Origin of the sequence: Sphingomonas morindae (genome assembly GCF_023822065.1) — a bacterium.
In the GTDB taxonomy this organism is placed as follows: Bacteria; Pseudomonadota; Alphaproteobacteria; order Sphingomonadales; family Sphingomonadaceae; genus Solisphingomonas; species Solisphingomonas morindae.
On the sequence record NZ_CP084930.1, the window covers coordinates 1,670,224 to 1,692,289 of the forward strand.

Below are 22,066 nucleotides of genomic sequence, written 5' to 3' on the forward strand. Positions count from 1 at the left end.
CAGGGCCATGACCATGGACGGCCCCCGCTTCGCCATCGATGGCACCGATCTCCGCCTGCTCGCCCAGGCCGAGGCGCAGCGCGCGGCGCTGCTGGCGCTGATCGCGGGCGCGCGGCGGACGCTCCGGCTCCTCTATTATATCTATGCCGATGACGGCACGGGCATCGCCGTGCGCGACGCGCTGATCGCTGCCGCCGCGCGCGGGGTGCGGGTGTGGTTGCTGGTGGACGGGTTCGGCAGCGCCGACACGGCGGACGATTTCTTCGCGCCGCTCCAGGCGGCGGGCGGCCGCATCTGCCGCTTCCTGCCGCGCTTCGGCCGCCGCTATCTGCTGCGCAACCACCAGAAGATGGCGATCGCGGACGAGGCCCAAGCGCTGATCGGCGGATTCAACATCGCCGATGCCTATTTCGCCGGGCCGGAGGCGGATGGCTGGCGCGATTTCGGTGCGGTCGTCGCCGGCCGGCCGGTGCGCTACCTCGCCCGCTATTTCGATGCGGTGTTCGGCTGGGCGGCGCTGCCGCGGGCGCCGATCGGCCGGCTGCGGCGCATCATCCGCCGCTACAGCCAGCGGCGCGGCCGGGTGCGTTGGGTGATGGGCGGCCCCACGCGCCGGCTCAGCCCCTGGGCGCGCGCGGTGGCGCACGATATTCAGCACGGCCGGCGACTGGATCTGATCGCCGCCTATTTCGCACCCAATTTCGGCCTGTTGCGCCGGATCGGCCGGCTGGCGCGGCGGCATGGCGCGGTGCGGATCGTCACCGCCGCGCGATCCGACAACGCCACCACCATCGCGGCGGCGCGCCACACCTATCGGCGGCTGCTCCGGCGCGGCGCGCGGGTGTTCGAATATCAGCCGGCGCGGCTCCACACCAAGCTCTTCGTGATCGACGACATCGTCTATCTCGGCTCGGCCAATTGCGACATGCGCAGCCTCTATCTCAATTGCGAGCTGATGCTGCGCATCGAGGATGGCGCGCTCGCGGCGCATCTGCGCGGCTATGTCGATGGCGAGGTGGCGGCGAGCCGCGAGGCGCGGCTGGATCTGCTGCGCGCCCGCGCCGGCTGGTGGACGCGGCTGCGCTGGTCCTTCGCCTATTTTCTCGTCGCGATCGTGGATTTCACCGTCACCCGGCGGCTCAACCTGGCCGCCGGCAGCGACGCGATCGCCGATTGAGCCGCGCGGATCAGGCCACCGCGTCGCGGCGGAACCACCAGAGCTGCGCGGGCGGCACGTTCCGCCACTCAAAGGCATGGTCCACCCGGTCGAAATAGGGGGCGATGATGCCGCGCACCTTGGGATGGAACTGGTACACCAGAAAGGCGCCGCCCGGCTTCAGCGCATCGGCGGTGGCCTTGGCGATGGCGGGCCCCACGCCCGGCGGCAGGGTCGAGAAGGGCAGGCCGGAAATCACGTAATCGGCATGGTCGAAGCCCAGCCGTTCCAGCACCGTGCCGATATCGGCGGCCGAGCCATGGACGATGTGGAGCCGCGAATCCGAGATCGAGCGCTTCAGATAGTCGCAGAATTCCGGATTGGTATCGATGGTGATCAGCGTCGCGTCGGGCGCCAGCCGGTCCAGGATCGGGCGGGTGAAGGTGCCCACGCCCGGCCCATATTCCACGAACACCTTGGTCGCGGCCCAGTCCACCGGCGCCAGCATCCGGTCGATCAGCGTGCGCGACGACGGGATGATCGAGCCGACCATCACGGGATGTTTCAGGAAGCCGCGAAAGAACATCGCCATCGGATGCGGCGCGCGGCGCACGCGGCGGGAACGGTCGGCGGTGCGCTCGGCGGGAAATCCGGTCATGCTGTCTCCACTCAGGGGCTCGGCCCTCGCCACAGCGTTGGCGCGGTGCGCGCCCGAACGCAAGCGGCCAGAACGGCCGAACGGGGAAATGAGTCGCATCGCCCGCGCCGCGTCGCGGCCTTCGGCGCTCAACCGGCGGCGCCGAGGCGGCGTTCCATCTCCTCCAGCGGCACGCCCTTGGTCTCGGGGAAGACCAGCGCCACCACCACCAGCTGCACCACCATGCAGGCGGCGAAGAAGAAGAAGGGCGCGCCGGCCGACCAGGCCGCGATCGGCGGGAAGATGGCGGCGATCACGGCATTGGCGCCCCAATGGGTGGAGGCGCCGATCGCCGCGCCGCGCGCGCGCACCTCGGTCGGGAAGATTTCCGAGATATAGACCCAGATCACCGCGCCCGTGCTGGGGGCGAAGAAGAGGATGAAGCCGATCAGCGCGAACAGCACCAGCCCCGAGGGCAGCACCCCGATCAGCGAGAGGCCGCCGATGGTGAGCGACGCCGCCATGCCGGCCGATCCGATCAGCAGCAGCGTCTTGCGGCCCAGCCGGTCGATCAGCGCCATGCCCAGCAGCGTGAACACCATGTTGACCACGCCGATGATGATCGCCTGGAGATCGGGCGAGAGCGGGCTGTGCGAACGCGCGAATATGTCGTTCAGATAATAGAGGAAGGCGTTGATGCCCGAGAGCTGGTTGAAGCCCGCGACGAGGATGGCGAGCAGGATCGGCCGGGCGTGCCGCCGCCACGAGAGCCGGCCCGCGCCCGCCGCGCCGCCCGCGTCGCGCGCCGCCGCCGCAATTTCCGCGCGCGCGGCCTCGTCGCCCAGGCCGATATAGCGGAACGCCGCGCGCGCCTCCTCGGGGCGGCCCTGCGCCACCAGCCAGCGCGGCGAATGCGGGATGCGGAAGAGCAGCAGCAGGAAGAGCAGCGCGGGCGCCGCCGCCACGCCCAGCTTCCAGCGCCACGCGGCCTCGCCCGGATCCAGCCCCGCGATCACCGCGTTCGAGACATAGGCGACGAGGATGCCGAGGATGACGTTGAACTGGAACATGGCCACCAGCGTGCCGCGCCGCGCCGGCGGCGCGATCTCGGAGATGTAGACGGGCGCCAGCACCGAGGAGCCGCCCACCGCCAGGCCGCACAGCAGGCGGAAGCCCACCAGCGCGCCCCAGTTCCAGGCGAGCGCGCTGCCGATGCCGGCGATCACGTAGAAGAGCGCGAGCACGCGCAGCGTATCGCGGCTGCCATAGCGGTCGCCCGGCTTGCCGGCGAGCAGCGCGCCCGCCAGCGTGCCCCACAGCGCCGCCGAAACGGTGATGCCGAGCCAGGTGGGGCTCAGCGCATAGGCGCGGGTCAGCGCCTCGGTGGTGCCGGAGATCACCGCGGTATCGAAGCCGAACAGCAGGCCGGCGAGCGCGGCGGTGGCGATGCAGGCGGCGAGGCCCGGCTGGAGCAGCGAGGGCGATGCCCCGCCTGCGCTATCGGTGGTCGCCATGCCGTCTCCGTCTCACCCTGAATTCTGGAAGCCATAGGGCCAAGCGGCGGGTCCCGCCAGCACCCCCTTCCACCATGCGCTTGTGGATAAAGCGCGCGCGCCGGTTGCGGTGCGGCGGCGATGGCGCCACATCGGCGCCATGACCGTCGCCGTCGATATGGGCACCGGGCCGGACGGGGCCGCCGCCGCCGTGGATCTCGAGGAACTGCTCGCCACCCGTCTGCTCGTCCAGGGCAATTCGGGCTCGGGCAAGTCGCATCTGCTGCGCCGCCTGCTCGAAGGCAGCGCGCCCTGGGTGCAGCAGGTGGTGATCGATCCCGAAGGCGATTTCGTCACGCTGGCGGATCGCTTCGGCCATGTCGCGGTGGATGGCGGCGCGCATAGCGAGGCCGAGCTGCGCCGCGTCGCCGAGCGCATCCGCGAGCATCGCGTCTCGGTGGTGCTGAGCCTGGAGGGGCTCGATGCCGAGGGGCAGATGCGCGCCGCCGCCACCTTCCTCAACACGCTGTTCGATGCGCCGCGCGATCATTGGTTCCCCGCGCTGGTGGTGGTGGACGAGGCGCAGCTCTTCGCCCCCGCCGTCGCCGGCGAGGTATCGGACGAGGTGCGCCGTCTCTCGCTGGGCGCGATGACCAACCTGATGTGCCGCGGGCGCAAGCGCGGCCTGGCCGGGGTGATCGCCACGCAGCGGCTCGCCAAGCTCGCCAAGAATGTCGCGGCCGAAGCCTCCAACTTCCTCATGGGCCGCACCTTCCTCGATATTGACATGGCCCGCGCGGCCGATCTTCTGGGGCTGGAGCGGCGCCAGGCCGAGCAGTTCCGCGATCTCGCGCGCGGCCATTTCGTGGCGCTCGGCCCGGCCTTGGCGCGGCGCCCCCTGCCGATCCGCATCGGCCCGGTGGAAACCGCCGCGCGCAGCGCCTCGCCCAAGCTGATGCCGCTGCCCCAGGCCCCGCGCGAGGCGGCGCAGGCGCTGCTCTTCCAGTTCGACGAGCCGGCCGAGCCGCGCCCCGCGCCGCCGCCCGCCGCGCCGCGCCCGAGCATGGACGAATTGCTGCGCAGCATAGAGGTGCGCGAGGAGGAGCCCGCGCGCGCCGGCCGACCCGAACCCGCGCCCGATCAGGCGCGCGCGATCGTCGCCACCTGCCTCGCCGAGCTGATCGCCGACGAGGGCGAAAGCTTCCGCCCCGCCGCCATGCTGTTCCAGGATTTCGGCGTGCGCTGCCGGATGCGCGGCCTCGCCGATCCGGGGCTCGATCTCGCCGGCTTCCGCACCCGCCTGTCGCTCGCCCGCGCCGGCCTGTTCGAGGGGATCGCCGAAGGCGACGCCATCGCCGAGGCGGCGCGCGAGGCCGATCTCCTGCCCGAGGACGCGCGCGGCGTGTTCCTCACCATCGCCCGCGCCGCGCTCGAGAACCAGCCGACGCCGAGCGACGAGGCGCTGGCGCGCGTCTATGGCACCCATTCCACCGGGCGGCTGCGGCGGCTGCTCGCCTATCTCGAGGGCCAGGGCGCGATCGTGACGCGCACCGATCTGCGCGGCGGCCGCGCCATCGCCCTGCCGGCGCTCGGCTGGACGACGGCGGTCGCCTGAGCGTGATCAGCGCCGGCGCGGCGCGGGCGGCGGCGCGGGTTCGGGCTTCATCGCCACGCAGGCGGGCAGCTTGAGCGCCGCCATGTCGGCGCAGCCCCGCACCTGCACCGATCCGTCCGGCCCGGTGAAGACGGCATAGTCGCCGCCCGGCACGCAGCGCACCTGCCAGAAGCCGAGATTGCCATATTGGCCGCGATCCACGCTCTGCGCGAGTCGGCCGCAGCGCTGGTTCGCCAGCGTCACCGCGCGACGCAGCGCGCCGGCACGGTCGGCCGGCGAGAGCGCGCGCAGCTGCGCGTTGAAGGCGTTGGGACGCGGTGGCGGCGCGGCAAGCGCGGGCGCGCTGAGCAGCAGGGCGGCGGCGCAGGCGGCTATGGAACGCACGGATCGATCCTCCTATGGCGTGGGTCTGCGATAAACGCGCGAGCGAGCGGTACAAGGCAGGAAAGGAGCGCGGATGACGGACGACACGGCGGAGACGGACGCGGCGGCCGCATCGCCCCGACGCGCCCGGGCACGCGCGGCGATCGCCGGCGGACGCGATCTCGGCCGGCGCGCCGCGATCGCGGTAACCCGCGCGGCGACGGACAATAGCGCGCTGACCGCGCTCGCGCTGGGCGCCGCCGTCGCCGCCGCGGGCTGGCTGCTGGTCGGCCGGCGTGGCCGGGACCGGCGCGATCCATGACCCCGGTCAAGGTCGTCAGCTACAATATCCGCAAGGCGGTCGGCACCGATCGCCAGCGCCGGCCGGAGCGCATCCTCGCCGTGCTGGCCGAGCTTGATGCCGACATTGTCGTGCTGCAGGAGGCCGATCGCCGGCTCGGCGCGCGGCTCTCGGCGCTGCCCTTCGAGCTGCTCGGCCAGTGCGGCTGGCGGCCCGTGCCCTATGACATCCGCCCGGGCGGCCTGGGCTGGCACGGCAATGCCGTGCTGGTCCGCTCGCGCGTCGAGATCCTGAGCTTCCGTCCGCTCGATCTGCCGGTGCTCGAGCCGCGCGGCGCGGTGATGGCGGAGCTGGCGGTGCACGGGCTCGCGCTGCGGGTGGTGGGCATGCATCTGGATCTCTCGGGCCTGTGGCGGCGGCGCCAGGCGCGCGCGGTGATCGGCCATGTCGAGGCCTGTGCCGCGCCGCTGCCCACCGTGCTGATGGGCGATCTCAACGAGTGGAGCCTGGCCGGCGGCTGCCTGCGCGATTTCACCGATCATTTCCACTTCGCGCCCACGCCCGCCAGCTTCCACGCGCGCCGGCCGGTGGCGCGGCTCGATCGCATCATGACCACGCCCGATCTCAGCGTGCTGGATTGCGGCGTCCACCGCACCGCGCTGGCGGCGCGGGCCTCCGATCATCTGCCGATCTGGGCGACGCTGGCGCCGCGCTGAGCACCGGCCCGCCGCCGCCGCCGCCCGGCTGGACCGGCGGCGGCGGCGCGCTCCTCAATATTGCTTGGAATAGCGCAGGCTGACGCTCGGCCCGAGATAGCCGCCCGCCTGGCTGAGCAGGCTGAGCGCGCGCGACAGCGCGATCGTCAGCTGGGTCTGGGTGAAGCCGCGCGTATCCGAGATCACCTGCACATAGATGTTGTTCGAGATATATTTCCCGGCCGAGAGCGCGGTGCCGCGCCCGGTCGTCTTGTCGGCGCCGAGCACCGAGAGATTGTCGAGGCCCGAGGCGCCGCGCAGCTTGCCCAGCGGATTGAGCCCGCCCCCGCCCGAGCCGCGCAGCGAGTTGAGCGCGGCGGCGAGCTGAAGCGCCTGGGTGGGCGTGAGCGACGTCACCGAGGTGCCGAACAGCAGCCGCGACAGCACCTCGTCCTGCGGCAGCGTCGGGGTCGAGGTGAAGGTGATGCGCGGGCGCTGCGCCGTGCCGCCGATGTTGATCGAAGCGGTCACGCCCTGCACCGTGGTGTCGGCGGTGATGTTAAGCTCGGGATCGAGCAGCGGGCCATGGAAGGTGACGGTGGACGTGTCCGCCAGCGTCAGCCGCCGTCCGGCGAAGCTGTAGCTGCCGCGCACCACCTGCAGCTTGCCCGTCACCACCGGCGCGCCGGTGGTGCCGCCGACGCGCATGTCGGTCGACCATTCGCTGTCCAGCCCCATGCCCTGCACGAAGATCTGGTTGTCGCCGCGGACATGGAGATCGAGCTTCCAGTTGCTCGGCGCTGGGCCGGCGGCGGCGGCGGGGCTGGCGGGCGCATCGCCCTTGCGGCGCACGCCGGTCAGCTCGGGCACTTCGGCGGCGCCCTGGCGCACGATCTGGTAGCGCACCTCGGCCAGCCGCAGATCGCCCTTGATGAGGCCGCCCGCCGCGCGCGAATTGGTGACGGCGATGCTCCCGCTCACCCGCGCGGCGGCGGCGTCGCTGTCGGCGAGCTGGGCATTGTCGAGCGTCGCGGTGACGTTGATCGGGAAGCCGCCGGCGGCATCGATGCCGACCGCGCCGCGCGCCTGCACGCTGCCATCGCCCGCCTTGCCCTGCAGCCGGTTGAGCACGAACTGGCTCTGCGTGAAGCGACCGTCCAGCTGGATGTCGGACACGGTCGTGCCATAGGTCTGGTTCTCGTAGCGGAGCTGGTTGGCGCGCACCACGCCGACCAGGCGCGGCTGATCCAGCCGCCCGCCGAAATCGGCGCCGATCGCGATCGGGCCGGCCACGGTCTGGCCGGCGATGCCGGTCAGCGTCCACAGCACCTCGGCCGGGCCATTGTAGCGGATGCCGCCGGAAAGCGGCGCCTGCATCAGCCTTGTGGTCCAGCCCGCGCTGCCGCCGGGAATCGGCGCCAGCCGCGCCTTCACCCGGCCGAGAATGGTGCCGCCGCGCCGCAGCAGCGCCGCCGCCTGTCCGCCCTGTGCGGGATCGAGCGTCGCCAGCAGCGCCACGTCCACCGGATCGGACACGGTCAACGCGCCCGTGCGGGTGAAGCCGGCAATGTCGATCCGCGCGCGCGCGGTCGGCACGGCGGCGGCGCCGGCCATGGCGAGATCGAACGTGCCCGTCGCCTTGCCGCCGATGCCGAGCGTGGGGGCGAAGGCCTGGGCGATCGACAGGTCCATGCCCTGCATCGCGGCATGGGCCTGGATGGTGTCGCCATAGCGGCCCGAGACGGTGATCTGGCCCTGCGGCAGCACGATTGTCGCCGGGGCGAGCAGATAGGCGCTGCCCTGACGCGTCGCGACGGCGGGCTGGGCGAGGCGGAAGGCGATGCCGTTGGCCGAGCCGCGCAGATTGGCGAGGATGCGCTGCGGGCTCAGCTGCGCCTGGGCGGCGATGTCGAAGGGCACGCCCGCGCTGCCGCGCGCGGTCAGCGCCACCGTGCCGCTGCCGGCGGCATAGCGGAAGCGCGCGCGCGCATCGCGCACCAGCGTCGTGCCGGTCCGCAGATCGACCAGCGCGAGCGATCCGGTGGCCGAAGGCCCGGCGGGCAGCAGCACGACGCTGGCATTGACCAGCCCCGAGCCGATCGTCACCGGCTGTCCGCCCGGCCCCGGCAGGCGCGCGCCGGCGGCGCGGAGCGCGATATCGGCGCGCTGGTTGGCGCCGGCGGCGGCGAGCCGCACCTGGCCGTTCAATCCCGATCCGGCGATGAACAGCGTTCCCGCGAACGGCCCCGCCGCGCTCTGCACGATCTGGCCGCGCGCGGTGATGCCGGCGATCAGCAGCTGCCGCAGATCGATCGCGAGCGGCCCTTGGCCGGCGCGCACCAGCGCATTGGCGGTGAACGCCCCATAGTCGGACTGGCCGTTGGCGCGGATCTCATAGCCGGCGCGGCTGCCCTCGACCGTGGCGGTGAGCCCGGCCAGGCCGATCCCCACGCCCGGCCGCGCCGCGCGCAGCACGACATGGGGGTTGGCGATGGTGCCGGTCGCGTCCAGCGTGAAGGGGCCATAGGTGCGCGAGGCGCCCGCGCCCGAGAAGCGGAGCGCGCCGCTGGCGAGATTATAGGCGCCGTCGCCGCGCGTGATGTGGAAATCGGGCGCGTTCAGCCGCAAATTGGCCAGCGTCGCGCCGCGCCGGGGATCATAGCCGATATCGGCGGTGATCACGGCATTGCCGCCCAGCTGCTGGGCGAGCGTGGCGTTGGTGATCTTGCGGGTGACGACGCGCACCCGGCCCTTGATCCCGAAGCCGCCGCCCGGCGCCGTCACGAGCCGCGCGTCGGTGACGAGGTTGATCCGGCCGAGCCCGTTGACGGCGTAATCATTCACCCGGCCCTTGAGCGCGCCCGTATAGGTGCCCGTCTTGAGATCGGCGAGCACCAGCGCGGTGGCGTCGATCCGGTCCGAGCGCAGCTTCAGATTGTCGGAGAAGATCTGGCTGTTCTGATAGGCGATGTCGCCGTCGATGCGGATGTTGGTGACGAGCCCGCCGGCCGCCGCGTTGAGCCCGGTGATGCGGCGCGCCGCGGCATGGACGGGCACCAGGATGCGATCGGCGTTGATCACCGCCTTGCCGCTGGCGCTGAGCCCCTCGACGCCGGTCGTGCCGAAGGCGATGCTGCCGGCGCTCAGCGCATAGTCGATCGCCGGGCGCGCGAAGGCGCCGTCCAGCGTCGCGCCGAGCGCGATGTCGCGGCCCGCGAGATTGGGCAGGATCGCGCCGGGGGTGAGCAGCCGGGCCTTGATGCGGAACCGGCCGAAGCGGCTCTGGGCGAAATCCAGCAGGCCCGCGGCTTCGGCGGCGAAGGCGGACGAATGCAGCGCGATGCGCGTATCGGCGCGGCGCTGGTCGAGCGTGGCGGTGGCGTCCACCGCGATCTGCGGCTCGGTCAGCCGCGCGGCGGGGCCGGTCAGCATCATCCCCGGCCGCACCGCGCCCAGCGCGTGGAAGCGGCCATTCTGCGCCGTCAGGCCGAGATTCATCAGCGGCTGTCCGCCCAGCCCGGCGATCGCCCGGCCGCGCCAGGCGGCCCAATCGCCCCGGCCGTCGATCGACAGCGCGAGCGGACGGCCGAGATGCGCGTAGCTGTCCACCAGACCGCCCGCCGGCGCCTGGAGCTTGACATCGAGCCCGAGCCGGTTGGCATCGGGCACCGCGTCCAGCCGCAGCCGCAGCCGGTCCCCGCCCGCCACGCCGGGCGCGGCGATGGCGGCGCCATCGGCGGCGATCTGCGCGCGCCGGTCGGCGATGGCGGCGGTGCCGGCCAGCCGCACGATGTGGCGCTTGCCGTCCACCGCCGGCTCGATCACGAAGCGATCGATGGCGAGCCGGCCGAGGCTGAGGTCGATGTCCGGAATGGTGGGTGCGTTGGGATCGCTCGGCGTGGGCTTGAGCTGGGGCAGGCGCCGCAGCGTGATCAGCCCCGCCTCCACCGAACGCAGATCGATCTTGGAATGGAGATAGGCGAAGGGCCGCCAGTCGATCGTGATCGCGGGGGCGGTGAGGAACACGCCGCGCGGATCGCTGACCTCGAGCCCGCGCAGCGTGAAGCGCGAATAGATGGAGCCGTCGATTTGGGCGACGCGCAGCGTGATGCCCGAGGCCGTGGTATAGCCCGCCAGCCGCGTGCCGATGAAGCGCTTGCCCGGCCCGGTGTTGAGGAACAGCATCAGCGCCGCCGCCAGCGCCACCAGCGCGGCGAGCGCGATGCCCACGCCCTTGGCGATGCGGGGCGCGAGCGGGCGGCGCGCGGGCGCCGGGGCGTCGGGCGCGGTCGCCATCAGAAAGCCTGTCCGATCGAAATGTAGAGGGTGATGCGGCTGTCGCCGGGCTGACGGTTGATCGGGGTCGCCACGTCAAGTCGGAGCGGGCCGAAATTGGTATAGTAGCGCGCGCCGATGCCGGCGCCGTAGCGCATGTCCGAAAGCCCGGGCTTGGAGCTTTCGCTCACCCGGCCGCCATCGAAAAAGGGCACGATCCCGAAATTGCCGAAACGGTAGCGGACCTCGGTGGCGAACTCGGTCTGGCTGCGGCCGCCGATCGGGTTGTTCTGCGGATCCTTCGGGCCGAGCTGCTGGAAGCCATAGCCGCGCACCGATCCGCCGCCGCCCGAATAGAGGCGGCGGGAGGGCGCGATATCCTCCAGCGTCGCCCCGACGATCGAGGCCACGCGCACCCGGCCGGCGAGCACGATCGCGCTGCCCAGCGGCATATAGGCGGTGCCCTCGCCGAGCAGCCGGCCATAGCCGTGGACGCCGCTGCGCAGCGAGGCCTCCGGGCTCACCCGCGCGAGCAGGCGGAAGCCGCGCGTGGGATTGAGCAGGCTATCCGACCGGTCATATTGGATCTGGCTCGGCAGCGCGCCGATCAGGTAATTGCGGCGCGGGCGATCGTCGGTGGCGTTGAGCGCGGCGCCCTGTTCGTTGGTGCCGACCAGCTCCGCGCCCACCGACCAGGTCCAGCGCTTCTGCCAGATCGGCGTGCTCTGCCGCGACAGCGTGGCGGCGAGGTTGATCGTCTTGGCCTCATAGGCATCGAAATTGGAGCGGTTGAACCCGCCCGTGACGGTGAAGGTGCGATCGCGCTGCCCGGCATTGGAGCGGATGAAGCTGACATTCGCCCCCTGTTGCAGCGTGCCGCCGATGACCCCCACCGAGAGCGCGCCCTCGGGCGGGAAGAGGTTGCGGTGCGTCCAGTTCGCCTCGGCCTTGACGCCCTCGCCCGTGCCATAGCCGGCCGAGCCCGACAGCGCCCGCGCGGGGCCGCGATTCTGCGTCACCAGCAGATCGACGATGCTGTCGCCGCTCGGGTCGGTCTGGCCGGTATCCACCGGCTCCACCGCCACCGAGGAGAAGAGGCTGGTGCCGACCAGCGCCTCGCGCAGATCCTCGGTGAGCCGGCTGTCGTAGCGCTGGCCGCGCTCGAAGCGGGGGAAGACGGCGAGATGATCCAGCCCGAACACGGGATCGCCCTTGGTGCGCAGGCCGCCGAAGCGCGCGCGCGGCCCGGCGGTGAGCGGCAGGCTGTAATCGCCCTTGTGCTGGTCGGGATCGAGCAGGATCGTCCGGTCGCCCGTCTTGGCGAAGGGATAGCCCTGTTGCGGCAGCACCAGCGCGACATTGGCCTCGGCGGCGAGCGTGGCCGCCGCCTCGATCGGATCGCCCGGCTTCAGCGGCAGCGCGCCGCGCGCGATCCGGGTCGGCTCGGGCGGGGCGCCGGCGATGGTGATGCTGCCATAGGCATAGCGCACGCCCGGCGTGGCGCTGATCGTCACCGCCACGAGCCCGGCCTGGTTGGGCACGGGCAGCACGGTGGAGGAGGCGGTGCCGTCATAATAGCCGGCCGATTTCATCAGCCGCTCGGCCAGCGCGACATCCTCGGCGGCGCGGGCGGCGACCTGCGCGGCGTTGGCGGCCTTTTTCGTCCCCTTGCCGAGCGCGGAGCGCTGGCGGAACTCATCCTCCAGACCGATCGCCTTCAGCCCCTCGATCTGGCTGGTGTAGCGCAGCCGGGCCGCCTGGCTGGTCGGCACCTTGGCCTTGCTGGTGTCCGGGTTGGGATCGAAGCCCGCGAGCGGCGGCAGCGGCTCGGCCAGCGCGGGATCATTGGCGGGCTGCGCGGCCGGCGGCGTCGCCGCGAGGCTGGTGGCCGGGGCCGCCACGGGCGCGGGCGTTTCGGGGGCGGCGGGCGCGGCCTGCCCCGCCATCGGCTGGACCTCGGCCGGCGGCGCCTGGACGGCATCGAGCGGCGGCAGCGCGGCGTCGAACTGCGGATCGCCGACGGGATCGACCGCCTGGGGCGGGCTGGGTGGGGGCGGGGCGGCCGGCGCGGAAGAAGCGAGCAGCGCGGCGCCGCTCAAGGCCGCGACACCGCAGCAGAGGCGGCGGCGCGTCGCCTTCCCCAAATCTCCGGCGCGATGGCGTGGCAGCAAACCTGTTCCCCGATGACCGGGCGCACAGGCCCCCCTTTTCCGAGCCAACGTCCCGCGCGCGAGGCCGGTTCCGCCACATTCTGCGTCAGCGCGGGACACGAGCCGGCCTCCAGGTGTTGGTGCAGCGCCAGACAGGGGAGCCTTGCATGACGTCCGACACGTCCGATCACGCCACGCGGCTAGCGCGCGCCCGCCATTTGCTGGGCGCGCTGTGGACGCGGATGAACAGCGAGAATATCGGGCTGATGGCGGCCGGGGTCGCCTTCTACTGCTTCCTCTCGCTGGTGCCACTGCTGGCGGCGGTGATCCTCACCTACGGCCTGATCGCCGATCCGGCGACGGTGGCGGATCATATCCGCACCATCGTCAAGCTTGTGCCGCGCGATGCCGCCAAGCTGATCCTCGACCAGCTGGTCGCCGTCGTCACCACCTCGGCGAGCAAGACCGGCTTCGGGCTGATCGTGGCGCTCTTCTTCGCCTTCTACGGCGCCACCCGCGCCTCCACCGCCATCATGGCCGCGCTCAACGTCATCTATCGCCAGGAGGAGGATCGCTCGATCGTCCGCTCGACGCTGATCTCCTTCGCGATCATCCTGGGCGCGGTCGCCGCCGCCGTGGCCGGGCTGTTCGCGGCCACCATCCTAGCCTGGGTCGAGACGATCGCGGCCTTTCTCGGCCCGGTGGCGGCGCTGCTGATCCAGATCGGCACCTGGACGGTGGCGGCGCTGCTCGCCAGCGCGGCGATCGGCGGCGCCTATCGGCTTGGACCGGCGCATCCGCCGGCGGGGTGGCGCTGGCTCAGCCTCGGCTCGGGCATGGCCACGCTGCTCTGGCTGGGCGCCACGCTCGGCCTCGGCTTCTATGTCTCGCGTTTCGGCAATTACAACGCCACCTATGGCTCGCTCTCGGCGGTGGTGGTGTTGCTGATGTGGCTGTGGGTCTCGTCCTATGCGATCCTGCTCGGCGCCACGATCAACGCCGTGGTCACGCCGCCGCGTCGCTGGCGGCCGGAAGACCGGGCGCCGGCCGCCGCGTCGCCGGCCTGACCTTGACGCGCGCCGTGCGCGGCCGCGCGGCGGCGGCCTCGCGCCACAGCACCACGCCGCCGGCGAGCAGCAGCGCGAGCCCCACCGGGCGGCGGCCGCGCTGCATCACCAGCGAGGCGCCGCTGCCGATCAGCGCGGTGGCGAGCGGACCGGCCGGCGGCGCGCCGGTGGCCTCGCGCACCAATGTCGCCACCATCGATCCCGTGAACGTACCGAGCATCATCATCTCCCTGGCTGGCCGCCCAGACGCGCGCGGCGCCGCTCCGGTTCCGGCCACAGCCTATGCAGAGACGCGGCGCGGCCTTCAACCGGGCGCCGCGCTTGTCTTGCCGCGCGCGCCGCGTAGAACGGCCGGCGATGTCCGCGCGCAGGATCATCCATGTCGATATGGACGCTTTTTTCGCGTCGGTGGAGCAACGCGACACGCCCGCGCTGCGCGGTCTGCCGGTCGCGGTGGGGGGCGAGAAGCTGCGCGGCGTGGTCGCGGCGGCGAGCTATGAGGCGCGGCGCTTCGGCGTGCGCTCGGCGATGCCGTCGGTCACCGCGCGGCGGCTCTGCCCCGATCTCGTCTTCGTGCGGCCGCGATTCGACGTATATCGCGCCGTTTCGCGCGAAATCCGCGCGATTTTCGCCCGATTCACGCCGCTGATCGAGCCTTTGTCGCTCGACGAGGCCTATCTCGACGTCACCGAGGACCAGGCCGGCCTCGGCTCCGCCACCGCCACCGCCGAGGCGATCCGCGCCGCGATCCGCGCCGAGACGGGCCTCACCGCCTCGGCGGGCGTCTCGTACAACAAATTTCTCGCCAAGCTCGCCTCGGACCAGAACAAGCCCGATGGCTGCTGCGTCATCCCGCCCGCGCGCGGCGCCGCCTTCGTGCAGGGGCTGCCGGTCACGCGGTTCCACGGCGTCGGTCCCGCCACCGCCGCCAAGATGGCGCGGCTCGGCATCGTCACCGGCGCCGATCTCGCCGCCCAGCCGATCGAGGCCTTGACCCAGCATTTCGGCAGCTGGGGCGCCTATCTCCACGGCGCCGCGCGCGGCATCGATGAGCGGCCGGTGCGGCCGGACCGGGTGCGCAAGTCGATCGGCGCGGAACGCACCTTTTCCGAGGATCTGATCCGCCCGGCCGATCTCCACGCGGCGCTGGCGCCCATCATCGCCACGGTGTGGGAACGGGCGGATGCCGCGCAGGCGCGCGGGCGCACCGTTACGCTCAAGGTGAAGTTCAACGATTTCCGCCAGATCACGCGGGCGCGCAGCGTCGAGTCGCCAATCACCGACGAGGCCGGTTTCGCCGCCGCCGGCGCCGAGCTGCTGGATGCGCTGGTGCCGCTGGAAAAGCCGGTGCGGCTGCTCGGCCTCACTTTGTCTGGCCTGGGCGAGGGCGATCCCGCCGCCCCCGCCCAGCTCGCGCTCGCGCTCTAGCCGCCCGAGACGGCGAGCGCCGTCATGTTGACCAGCCCGCGCGCGGTCGCGGTGGCGGTCATCACATGCACGGGCTTGGAGAGGCCGAGCAGCAGCGGCCCCACCGCCAGCCCGTCGGTCGCGCCGGCAAGCAGGGTGAAGGCGATGTTGGCCGCGTCCAGCGACGGCATCACCAGCAGATTGGCGTTGCGGGTGAGCGGGCTGTCGGTCACCAGCCGCTCGCGCAGCGCGGGCAGCAGGGCGGCGTCGGCATGCATTTCGCCGTCGATCTCAAGCTCGGGCGCGTCGTCGCGGATCAGCTTGAGCGCCTGGCGCATCTTGCGCGCCGAGGGCGAGTTGGAGGCGCCGAAATTGCTGTGGCTGCACAAGGCGGCGCGCGGCGGGATGCCGAAGCGGCGCACCGCATCGGCGGCGAGCAGCGTCATCTCGGCGATCTCCTCGGCGCAGGGATCGACGTTCATGTGCGTGTCGCAGATGAACAGCGTCTTGTCGCCGACGATCAGCACCGACAACGCATAGACGCGCTTCAGCCCGGGCAGGGGCGGGATGATCGGCAGCACGTGGCGGGTCTGCTGCCACCAGTCGGCGGTGCCGCCGCACAGCGCCGCATCGACATGGCCCTGCGCCAGCAGCATCGCCGCCGTGATCGAGCCATGGGTGCGGATGCGGTTGCGCGCCGCCGCGGGCGTGATGCCGCGCCGGTCGACGATCGCGGCATAGGCGGCGCCCAGCCGCTCCGCGAGCGCCTCATCCTCGGTGGGATCGAACACCTCGATCTCCTCGCCGATGCGCATGCGCAGGCCGAAGCGGGCGATCGCCGCCGCGATCACCGCGCGCCGCCCGACCAGCACCGGCCGCGCCAGCCGCTCGTCCACCACCACCTGGGCGGCGAGCAGGGTGCGCTCCTCCTCGCCTTCGGAATAGGCGACGCGGTGATTGGCCTCGCGTGCCTTTTCGAACACGGGGTGCATCAGCTGCCCCGAGCGATAGGTGAAGCCCTGCAGCACGCGCGCATAATCGGCGAAATCGGTGATCGGCGCGCGGGCCACGCCGGTCGCCATGGCGGCGCGCGCCACGGCCGGGGCGATGTGCAGCACCAGTCGCGGATCGAAGGGCTTGGGGATGATATGCTCGGGCCCGAAGGTGAGCTGCGCGCCGCCATAGGCGCGCGCCACCGTCTCGTCCGGCTCGACCCGCGCCAGCTCGGCGATCGCCTCGACGCAGGCGCGCTCCATCTCGGCGTTGATCTCGGTGGCGCCGCAATCGAGCGCGCCCCGGAAAATATAAGGGAAGCAGAGCACATTGTTGACCTGGTTCGGATAATCCGAACGGCCCGTGGCGATGATGGCATCGGGGCGGACCCGCCGCACCACCGCCGGATCCACCTCCGGCTCGGGATTGGCGAGCGCGAGGATGAGCGGCTTCTCGGCCAGCAGCGGCAGCCATTCCTCCTTGAGCACGCGCGGCGCCGACAGGCCCAGGAACACGTCCGCCCCGCCGATCACCTCGCCCAGCGTGCGCGCGTCGGTGTGGCGCGCGAAGGGCTCCAGCTCCGGCGTCAGCCCCTCGCGGCCGGCATGGACCACGCCCTTGATATCGGTGAGGGTCACATTCTCCGCCGGCAGCCCCATCGAGATCAGCAGCCGCACGCAGGCGAGCGCGGCGGCGCCCGCGCCGGAGGTGACGAGCTTGACCTCGGCCAGCGTCTTGCCCTGGCAGAGCAGGCCGTTGCGCACGGCGGCCGCGCACACGATCGCGGTGCCGTGCTGATCGTCATGGAAGACCGGGATATTCATCCGGGCGCGCAGCTTGGCCTCGATCTCGAAACATTCAGGGGCTTTGATGTCCTCCAGGTTGATCGCCCCGAAGCTCGGCTCGAGCGCCGCCACCACCTCGACGAAGCGGTCCGGATCGGCGGCGTCGACCTCGATGTCGAACACGTCGATGCCGCTGAATTTCTTGAACAGCACCGCCTTGCCTTCCATCACCGGCTTGGAGGCGAGCGCGCCGATATTGCCGAGCCCGAGCACGGCGGTGCCGTTGGAGATGACGGCGACGAGATTGCCGCGCGCGGTATAGTCGCGCGCCTTATCGGGATCGGCGGCGATCTCGAGGCACGGCGCGGCCACGCCGGGGGAATAGGCGAGCGCCAGATCGCGCTGCGTTTCCATGCGCTTGGTGGGCAGGATGCCGAGTTTGCCGGGGCGCGGTTCGCGATGATAGCTGAGCGCCGCCTGCCGGAACGCGTCGTCCATGTGTCCTCCCATGCGGTTGCGAGGCTCCGCCATAGCGAGGCGGGGCGGCGCGCGAAAGCCGGCAGCGCCGCACGCCCGGCGCGCGCCCCGCTTTCCCGCCACGTGCTGAGACGATAGAGCGGGGCATCAGGCGGCCGCCCGGCCGCGCCGGACCGGCCATGCCGGCCGGGACGAGAGGAGCTTCACGTGACCCATGCCGAGCCCGGCCTCAGCCGGTTCGATCCCGCCGATCCCCTGGATCTGGAGTCGCAGCTCAGCGAGGAGGAGCGGATGGTGCGCGACACCGCCGAGGCCTATGCCCGCGACCAGCTGCTGCCGCGCGTCACCCGCGCCTATCTGGACGAGACGTTCGATCGCGCCATCCTCTCCGAGATGGGCGCGCTCGGGCTGCTCGGCGCGACCATCCCCGCCGACTATGGCGGCGCCGGGCTCGGCTATGTCTCCTACGGGCTGATCGCGCGCGCGGTGGAGCGGGTGGACAGCGGCTATCGCTCGGCGATGAGCGTCCAGTCCTCGCTCGTCATGTACCCCATCTATGCCTATGGCTCGGAGGCGCAGCGCCGGCGCTTCCTGCCGGGGCTGGCGGCGGGAACGCTGGTCGGCTGTTTCGGCCTGACCGAGCCCGATGCCGGGTCCGATCCCGCCGGCATGCGCACCCGCGCGGAAAAGACGCCGGGCGGCTATCGCCTGCACGGCGCCAAGATGTGGATCACCAACGCGCCGATCGCCGATGTCGCGGTGGTGTGGGCCAAGTCCGAAGCGCATGACAATGCGATCCGCGGCTTTCTGGTGGAGCGCGGCGCGGCCGGCTTCTCCACCCCCACGATCGAGGGCAAGCTCAGCCTGCGCGCCTCGATCACCGGCGAGATCGTGCTCGATGGCGTCGAGCTGGGCGAAGAGGCGCTGCTGCCGAACGTCGCCGGGCTCAAGGGCCCGTTCGGCTGTCTCAACCGCGCCCGCTACGGCATTGGCTGGGGCGTGATGGGCGCCGCCGAGGCCTGCTATCAGGCGGCGCTCGGCTATACGCTGGATCGCCACCAGTTCGGCGTGCCGCTCGCCTCCAAGCAGCTGGTCCAGCTCAAGCTCGCCGACATGGCGACCGAGATCGCGCTCGGACTGCAGGCGGCGCTCCGCGTCGGCCGGCGGCTGGACGCGGGCACGCTGGTGCCCGAGACGATCAGCCTCATCAAGCGCAACAATTGCGGCAAGGCGCTGGCGATCGCGCGGACCGCGCGCGACATGCATGGCGGCAACGGCATCTCGGCCGAATTCCATGTCATGCGCCACGCCGCCAATCTCGAGACGGTGAACACCTATGAGGGCACGCACGATGTGCACGGCCTGATCCTGGGCCGCGCGATCACCGGCCTCTCCGCCTTCTGACCCGATGGAGGGGGCGGGGCGGCGCCGCGGCGTCGCCCCGTCTCGGCCTCAATGGAGATGCGCGCGGGCGGCGCCGATCCCGGTTTCGGCGCGCAGCCGCTGCGCGGCATAGCCCCGCCGATCGACCGCGGCGCGCGCGCTGCCATCGGTCAGCGAGACCAGCCATATCGTCAGGAAGGCGATCGGCATGGAGATGATGGCCGGCGAGGAATAGGGGAAGATCGCCGTCTTGTAGCCGAAGATCGCGACCCACACCGCCGGCGACAGGATGGTGAGGATCAGCGCCAGCACCAGCCCGAGGCTGCCGCCCGCCACCACCCCGCGCGTGGTGCAGCCGGGCCAGAAGAGCGACAGGAGCAGCACCGGAAAATTGCCCGAGGCCGCCACCGCGAAGGCGAGGCTCACCATGAAGGCGACATTCTGCTTCTCGAACAGGATGCCGAGCAGGATGGCGACCAGCGCGAGCACCAGCACGGTGCGCCGCGAGACGCGCAGCTCGGCGGCCGAATCGGCGGCGCCCCGGCGCAGCACGGTGGCGTAGAGATCATGGCTCACCGCCGAGGCGCCCGACAGCGTCAGGCCCGCGACCACGGCGAGGATGGTGGCGAAGGCGACGGCGGAGATGAATCCCAGGAAGAGATTGCCGCCCACCGCATGGGCAAGATGGATGGCCGCCATGTTGCCGCCGCCCAGCAGGCCGCCCGCGCCGTCGCTGTAGCGCGGCTCGGTCGCCACCAGCACGATCGCGCCGAAGCCGATGATGAAGGTGAGCAGGTAGAAATAGCCGATCCAGCCTGTCGCCCACAGCACCGAGCTGCGCGCCTGCCGGGCATCGGGCACGGTGAAGAAGCGCATCAAGATGTGCGGCAGCCCCGCCGTGCCGAACATCAGCGCCATGCCGAGCGAGATGGCCGAGACCGGATCCTTGATGAAATTGCCCGGACCCATGATCGAGAGGCCCGCCTTGGCGGCTTCGGCCTGGGTCTTGCCATCGGCGAGCGCGAGGCCCGTCTTCACCGCCACCGCGCGGGCGAAGAGCGCCTCGGGCGAGAAGCCGAAGCGCGCGAGCACCGCCACCGCCATGAAGCTGGCGCTGCCGAGCAGCAGCACCGCCTTGATGATCTGCACCCAGGTGGTGGCCGTCATGCCGCCGAACAGCACGTACAGCGTCATCAGCACGCCGACGATCAGCACCGCATATTCGTAGCGGAGGCCGAACAGCAATTTGATCAGCTGGCCCGCGCCCACCATCTGCGCGATCAGGTAGAACAGCACCACCACCAGCGTGCTCACCGCCGCGAAGCCGCGCACCGGCGGCTGGGCGAAGCGGAAGGAGGCGACATCGGCGAAGGTGTAGCGGCCCAGGTTGCGCAGCCGCTCGGCCATGAGGAAGAGGATGATCGGCCAGCCGACCAGAAAGCCGATCGAGTAGATCAGCCCGTCATAGCCGTCCTTGAAGATCTGCGCCGATATGCCGAGGAAGGAGGCGGCCGACATGAAGTCGCCGGCGATGGCGAGGCCGTTCTGGAAGCCGGTGATGCCCCCGCCGGCGGTGTAGAATTCAAAGGCGGTGCGGGTCCGCCGCGCCGCCCAGCGGGTGATGGCGAGCGTGAGGACCGCGAAGGCGGCGAAGATGACGATCGCCGTCCAGTTGGTCGGCTGCTGCTTGGTCTGGCCGGCGAGCGCATCGGCCAGCACCGGCGCGGGCGCCAGCAGCAGCGCCACGCCCGCGGCGGCACGGACGCGGCTCATCGTCCGGCCTCCGCCTTGAGCGCATCGACCAGGGGATCGAACACGCGATTGGCGGCGCGGACATAGACGCCGGTCAGCGCGATCGCGAGCAGGATCAGCGCGAAGCCGAGCACGATGCCGAGCGAGGTGACGCCGCCCGCCACCGGCTGGGCGAGGAAGGATTTGTCGAAGGCGATGAGCAGGACGAAGCCGAAATAGGCGATCAGCATGATGACGGTCAGCACGCCGGTGACGCGGCCGCGCCGGTGGAGCAGTTCCTGATAGCGCGGGTCTTCGGCCAGGCGCAGATGCTCTTCCTGCATATCGCTCTCCCCCAAGAGATAGGCCGCTCTTCGCCGGCCTTGTCTTCAGGATCATGCCCGAAAGCCGGGCGCGCGCAAGCAAAGCTTTGTTACAGTGCCGTGACTTGGCGGATCGGCACGGTGGCGGCGCCGCGACCGGGGGCGGCGATGCGGTGCAGCTCGAGCCCGTGCCCCGCGAGCGGCGGCAGCGTCGCCAGATGCGCCAGCGCCGCCTCGGCATCCCGTCGCCCGGCCGCCGCGCGATCGTGGCGGCTGCGCGCCGAGAAATCGAACTGGCGCTCCGGCCCCGCCTCCTCGCCCGGCGCGCGATAGCTGAGCGCGAGCACGCGCGTCGCCGCGCCGCCCGCCGCCGCGCGCGCGGCGCCGATCGCGTCCAGCCGCAGCCGGCTCTGCGCGGCGAACTGCACCTCGGTGGACCGCGCCGCCGCCGCCTCGATGCTGGTCGGCGGAGTCGCATCGGGCGCGAAGAGATCGAGCAGCACCACCAGCGGCGGCGCCGGATCGCGCCGGTCGGGCGCAAGAAAGGGCTCGAACGGGCAATTGGCGGAAAGCCCGCCATCGCCGAGCAGCCGGTCCCCGATTCGCACCGGCGCGAAGCTCGGCAGCAGCGCGCAGCTGGCGAGAATGTGCGGGATGGCGATGGCGTCGCCGGCGGCGCTGTCGAACAGGACCAGCTCGGCGGTCTCGATATCGGTGGTGGCGATGCAGCAGCGCATGGCGCCGGCGCGGAGCCGGTCGGCGTCGATCAGCCCGGCGAGCGTGTCCGCCAGCGGGCTCTGGTCGTAGAGGCTGGCGCGCTCGCCGAGCCAGGCGCCGGGCTCGGCGCGCGGGCGGAACAGGCCCGGCACGCCGCCCAGCCGTGCGGTGGCGGCGCTCGCCCAGTTGCGCCAGTGGCGCCATGGCCCGTGCGCGGCGAGGCCGAGCGGATCGGGCCAGGGCGGCGCCTCCTCCACCCGCGTCCAGAAGCGGCGGAGCCGGTCGAGCCGCGCGTCCGGCGCATTGCCGGCGAAGAGCGCGGCGGTGATCGCGCCGATCGAGGCGCCGGCCACGGCCTGGATGTCCAGCGCGGCGTCAAGCCGCTCGATCGCGCCGAGATGATAGGCACCGAGCGCGACGCCGCCGCCCAGCACGAGCGCCGCCGGCGGCCGGCAGAGCGGGGTCGGGGGAGGATCCGCACGCATGCCGCGCCAACCC

Annotated in this window: 17 protein-coding genes; 7 read left to right on the top strand and 10 right to left on the bottom strand. The window is 71.9% G+C overall.

Annotated elements, in window-relative coordinates:
• Positions 1-7: 7 nt before the first annotated feature.
• Positions 8-1,177: a phospholipase D-like domain-containing protein gene (locus LHA26_RS08120; RefSeq protein ID WP_252168207.1), complete on the top strand. Its 1,170-nt coding sequence runs from the start codon at positions 8-10 to the stop codon at positions 1,175-1,177.
• A gap of 10 nt (positions 1,178-1,187) precedes the next feature.
• Here the strand turns inward: LHA26_RS08120 and LHA26_RS08125 are convergent, their stop codons facing one another.
• The gene (locus tag LHA26_RS08125; RefSeq protein WP_252168208.1) at positions 1,188-1,814 is read right to left on the bottom strand and encodes a class I SAM-dependent methyltransferase; all 627 of its coding nucleotides are present in this window, start codon (positions 1,812-1,814) and stop codon (positions 1,188-1,190) included.
• Between the two features lie 128 nt (positions 1,815-1,942).
• Entirely contained in the window at positions 1,943-3,307 is a 1,365-nt protein-coding gene (locus LHA26_RS08130) for a sugar porter family MFS transporter (protein ID WP_252168209.1), read from the bottom strand.
• A 139-nt stretch (positions 3,308-3,446) separates the two neighbouring features.
• On the opposite strand from LHA26_RS08130, the gene LHA26_RS08135 reads away from it, so the two are divergent.
• Positions 3,447-4,901, top strand: a complete 1,455-nt coding sequence (locus tag LHA26_RS08135; protein WP_252168210.1) for a helicase HerA domain-containing protein — start codon at positions 3,447-3,449, stop codon at positions 4,899-4,901.
• 6 nt (positions 4,902-4,907) lie between these two features.
• Here LHA26_RS08135 and LHA26_RS08140 read toward each other — a convergent pair whose 3' ends face one another.
• Positions 4,908-5,285 carry a hypothetical protein gene (locus LHA26_RS08140; protein WP_252168211.1) on the bottom strand — a complete coding sequence of 126 codons (378 nt, stop codon included), beginning with the start codon at positions 5,283-5,285 and terminating at the stop codon, positions 4,908-4,910.
• 73 nt (positions 5,286-5,358) lie between these two features.
• On the opposite strand from LHA26_RS08140, the gene LHA26_RS08145 reads away from it, so the two are divergent.
• Positions 5,359-5,586 carry a hypothetical protein gene (locus tag LHA26_RS08145; protein ID WP_252168212.1) on the top strand — a complete coding sequence of 76 codons (228 nt, stop codon included), beginning with the start codon at positions 5,359-5,361 and terminating at the stop codon, positions 5,584-5,586.
• The gene (locus tag LHA26_RS08150) at positions 5,583-6,281 is read left to right on the top strand and encodes an endonuclease/exonuclease/phosphatase family protein (protein WP_252168213.1); all 699 of its coding nucleotides are present in this window, start codon (positions 5,583-5,585) and stop codon (positions 6,279-6,281) included. The genes LHA26_RS08145 and LHA26_RS08150 overlap by 4 nt, the downstream gene beginning before the upstream one ends.
• A gap of 54 nt (positions 6,282-6,335) precedes the next feature.
• On the opposite strand, the gene LHA26_RS08155 is transcribed toward LHA26_RS08150, so the two are convergent.
• Positions 6,336-10,556 (bottom strand): translocation/assembly module TamB domain-containing protein, encoded by a 4,221-nt coding sequence (locus tag LHA26_RS08155; protein ID WP_252168214.1) that lies wholly within the window; start codon positions 10,554-10,556, stop codon positions 6,336-6,338.
• The gene (locus LHA26_RS08160) at positions 10,556-12,634 is read right to left on the bottom strand and encodes an autotransporter assembly complex protein TamA (RefSeq protein ID WP_252168215.1); all 2,079 of its coding nucleotides are present in this window, start codon (positions 12,632-12,634) and stop codon (positions 10,556-10,558) included. The genes LHA26_RS08155 and LHA26_RS08160 overlap by 1 nt, the downstream gene beginning before the upstream one ends.
• A 218-nt stretch (positions 12,635-12,852) precedes the next feature.
• On the opposite strand from LHA26_RS08160, the gene LHA26_RS08165 reads away from it, so the two are divergent.
• Entirely contained in the window at positions 12,853-13,752 is a 900-nt protein-coding gene (locus LHA26_RS08165) for a YihY/virulence factor BrkB family protein (protein WP_252168216.1), read from the top strand.
• On the opposite strand, the gene LHA26_RS08170 is transcribed toward LHA26_RS08165, so the two are convergent.
• Positions 13,691-13,972, bottom strand: coding sequence for a hypothetical protein (locus LHA26_RS08170; protein WP_252168217.1), 282 nt, complete (start codon positions 13,970-13,972; stop codon positions 13,691-13,693). The genes LHA26_RS08165 and LHA26_RS08170 overlap by 62 nt on opposite strands.
• Before the next feature lie 137 nt (positions 13,973-14,109).
• Here LHA26_RS08170 and dinB point away from each other — a divergent pair, with 137 nt between their 5' ends.
• Complete coding sequence (dinB, locus tag LHA26_RS08175) at positions 14,110-15,180, top strand: DNA polymerase IV (RefSeq protein WP_252168218.1); 1,071 nt, start codon at positions 14,110-14,112, stop codon at positions 15,178-15,180.
• Here the strand turns inward: dinB and LHA26_RS08180 are convergent.
• Positions 15,177-17,435 carry an NADP-dependent malic enzyme gene (locus LHA26_RS08180; RefSeq protein WP_252168219.1) on the bottom strand — a complete coding sequence of 753 codons (2,259 nt, stop codon included), beginning with the start codon at positions 17,433-17,435 and terminating at the stop codon, positions 15,177-15,179. The genes dinB and LHA26_RS08180 overlap by 4 nt on opposite strands.
• A gap of 186 nt (positions 17,436-17,621) precedes the next feature.
• Between LHA26_RS08180 and LHA26_RS08185 the strand changes: the two genes are divergently transcribed.
• Positions 17,622-18,818: an acyl-CoA dehydrogenase gene (locus LHA26_RS08185; protein WP_252168220.1), complete on the top strand. Its 1,197-nt coding sequence runs from the start codon at positions 17,622-17,624 to the stop codon at positions 18,816-18,818.
• A gap of 48 nt (positions 18,819-18,866) precedes the next feature.
• Here LHA26_RS08185 and LHA26_RS08190 read toward each other — a convergent pair whose 3' ends face one another.
• The 3 genes from LHA26_RS08190 to LHA26_RS08200 form a co-directional block, all read right to left on the bottom strand.
• A complete protein-coding gene (locus LHA26_RS08190; RefSeq protein WP_252168221.1) occupies positions 18,867-20,570 on the bottom strand; it encodes a cation acetate symporter in 1,704 nt (567 codons plus the stop codon).
• On the bottom strand, positions 20,567-20,872 hold the full coding sequence (locus LHA26_RS08195; protein ID WP_252168222.1) for a DUF485 domain-containing protein: 306 nt from the start codon (positions 20,870-20,872) through the stop codon (positions 20,567-20,569). Before LHA26_RS08195 ends, LHA26_RS08190 begins: the two co-directional genes overlap by 4 nt.
• An 89-nt stretch (positions 20,873-20,961) precedes the next feature.
• The gene (locus tag LHA26_RS08200; protein WP_252168223.1) at positions 20,962-22,053 is read right to left on the bottom strand and encodes a patatin-like phospholipase family protein; all 1,092 of its coding nucleotides are present in this window, start codon (positions 22,051-22,053) and stop codon (positions 20,962-20,964) included.
• Positions 22,054-22,066: the final 13 nt, after the last annotated feature.

Bases quoted from the DNA above. Each gene is read 5' to 3' on its own strand.
- LHA26_RS08120 (WP_252168207.1), top strand. From the start codon at position 8: ATGACCATGGACGGCCCCCGCTTCGCCATCGATGGCACCGATCTCCGC.
- LHA26_RS08125 (WP_252168208.1), bottom strand. From the start codon at position 1,814: ATGACCGGATTTCCCGCCGAGCGCACCGCCGACCGTTCCCGCCGCGTG.
- LHA26_RS08130 (WP_252168209.1), bottom strand. From the start codon at position 3,307: ATGGCGACCACCGATAGCGCAGGCGGGGCATCGCCCTCGCTGCTCCAG.
- LHA26_RS08135 (WP_252168210.1), top strand. From the start codon at position 3,447: ATGACCGTCGCCGTCGATATGGGCACCGGGCCGGACGGGGCCGCCGCC.
- LHA26_RS08145 (WP_252168212.1), top strand. From the start codon at position 5,359: ATGACGGACGACACGGCGGAGACGGACGCGGCGGCCGCATCGCCCCGA.
- LHA26_RS08150 (WP_252168213.1), top strand. From the start codon at position 5,583: ATGACCCCGGTCAAGGTCGTCAGCTACAATATCCGCAAGGCGGTCGGC.
- LHA26_RS08155 (WP_252168214.1), bottom strand. From the start codon at position 10,556: ATGGCGACCGCGCCCGACGCCCCGGCGCCCGCGCGCCGCCCGCTCGCG.
- LHA26_RS08165 (WP_252168216.1), top strand. From the start codon at position 12,853: ATGACGTCCGACACGTCCGATCACGCCACGCGGCTAGCGCGCGCCCGC.
- LHA26_RS08170 (WP_252168217.1), bottom strand. From the start codon at position 13,972: ATGCTCGGTACGTTCACGGGATCGATGGTGGCGACATTGGTGCGCGAG.
- dinB (WP_252168218.1), top strand. From the start codon at position 14,110: ATGTCCGCGCGCAGGATCATCCATGTCGATATGGACGCTTTTTTCGCG.
- LHA26_RS08180 (WP_252168219.1), bottom strand. From the start codon at position 17,435: ATGGACGACGCGTTCCGGCAGGCGGCGCTCAGCTATCATCGCGAACCG.
- LHA26_RS08190 (WP_252168221.1), bottom strand. From the start codon at position 20,570: ATGAGCCGCGTCCGTGCCGCCGCGGGCGTGGCGCTGCTGCTGGCGCCC.
- LHA26_RS08195 (WP_252168222.1), bottom strand. From the start codon at position 20,872: ATGCAGGAAGAGCATCTGCGCCTGGCCGAAGACCCGCGCTATCAGGAA.
- LHA26_RS08200 (WP_252168223.1), bottom strand. From the start codon at position 22,053: ATGCGTGCGGATCCTCCCCCGACCCCGCTCTGCCGGCCGCCGGCGGCG.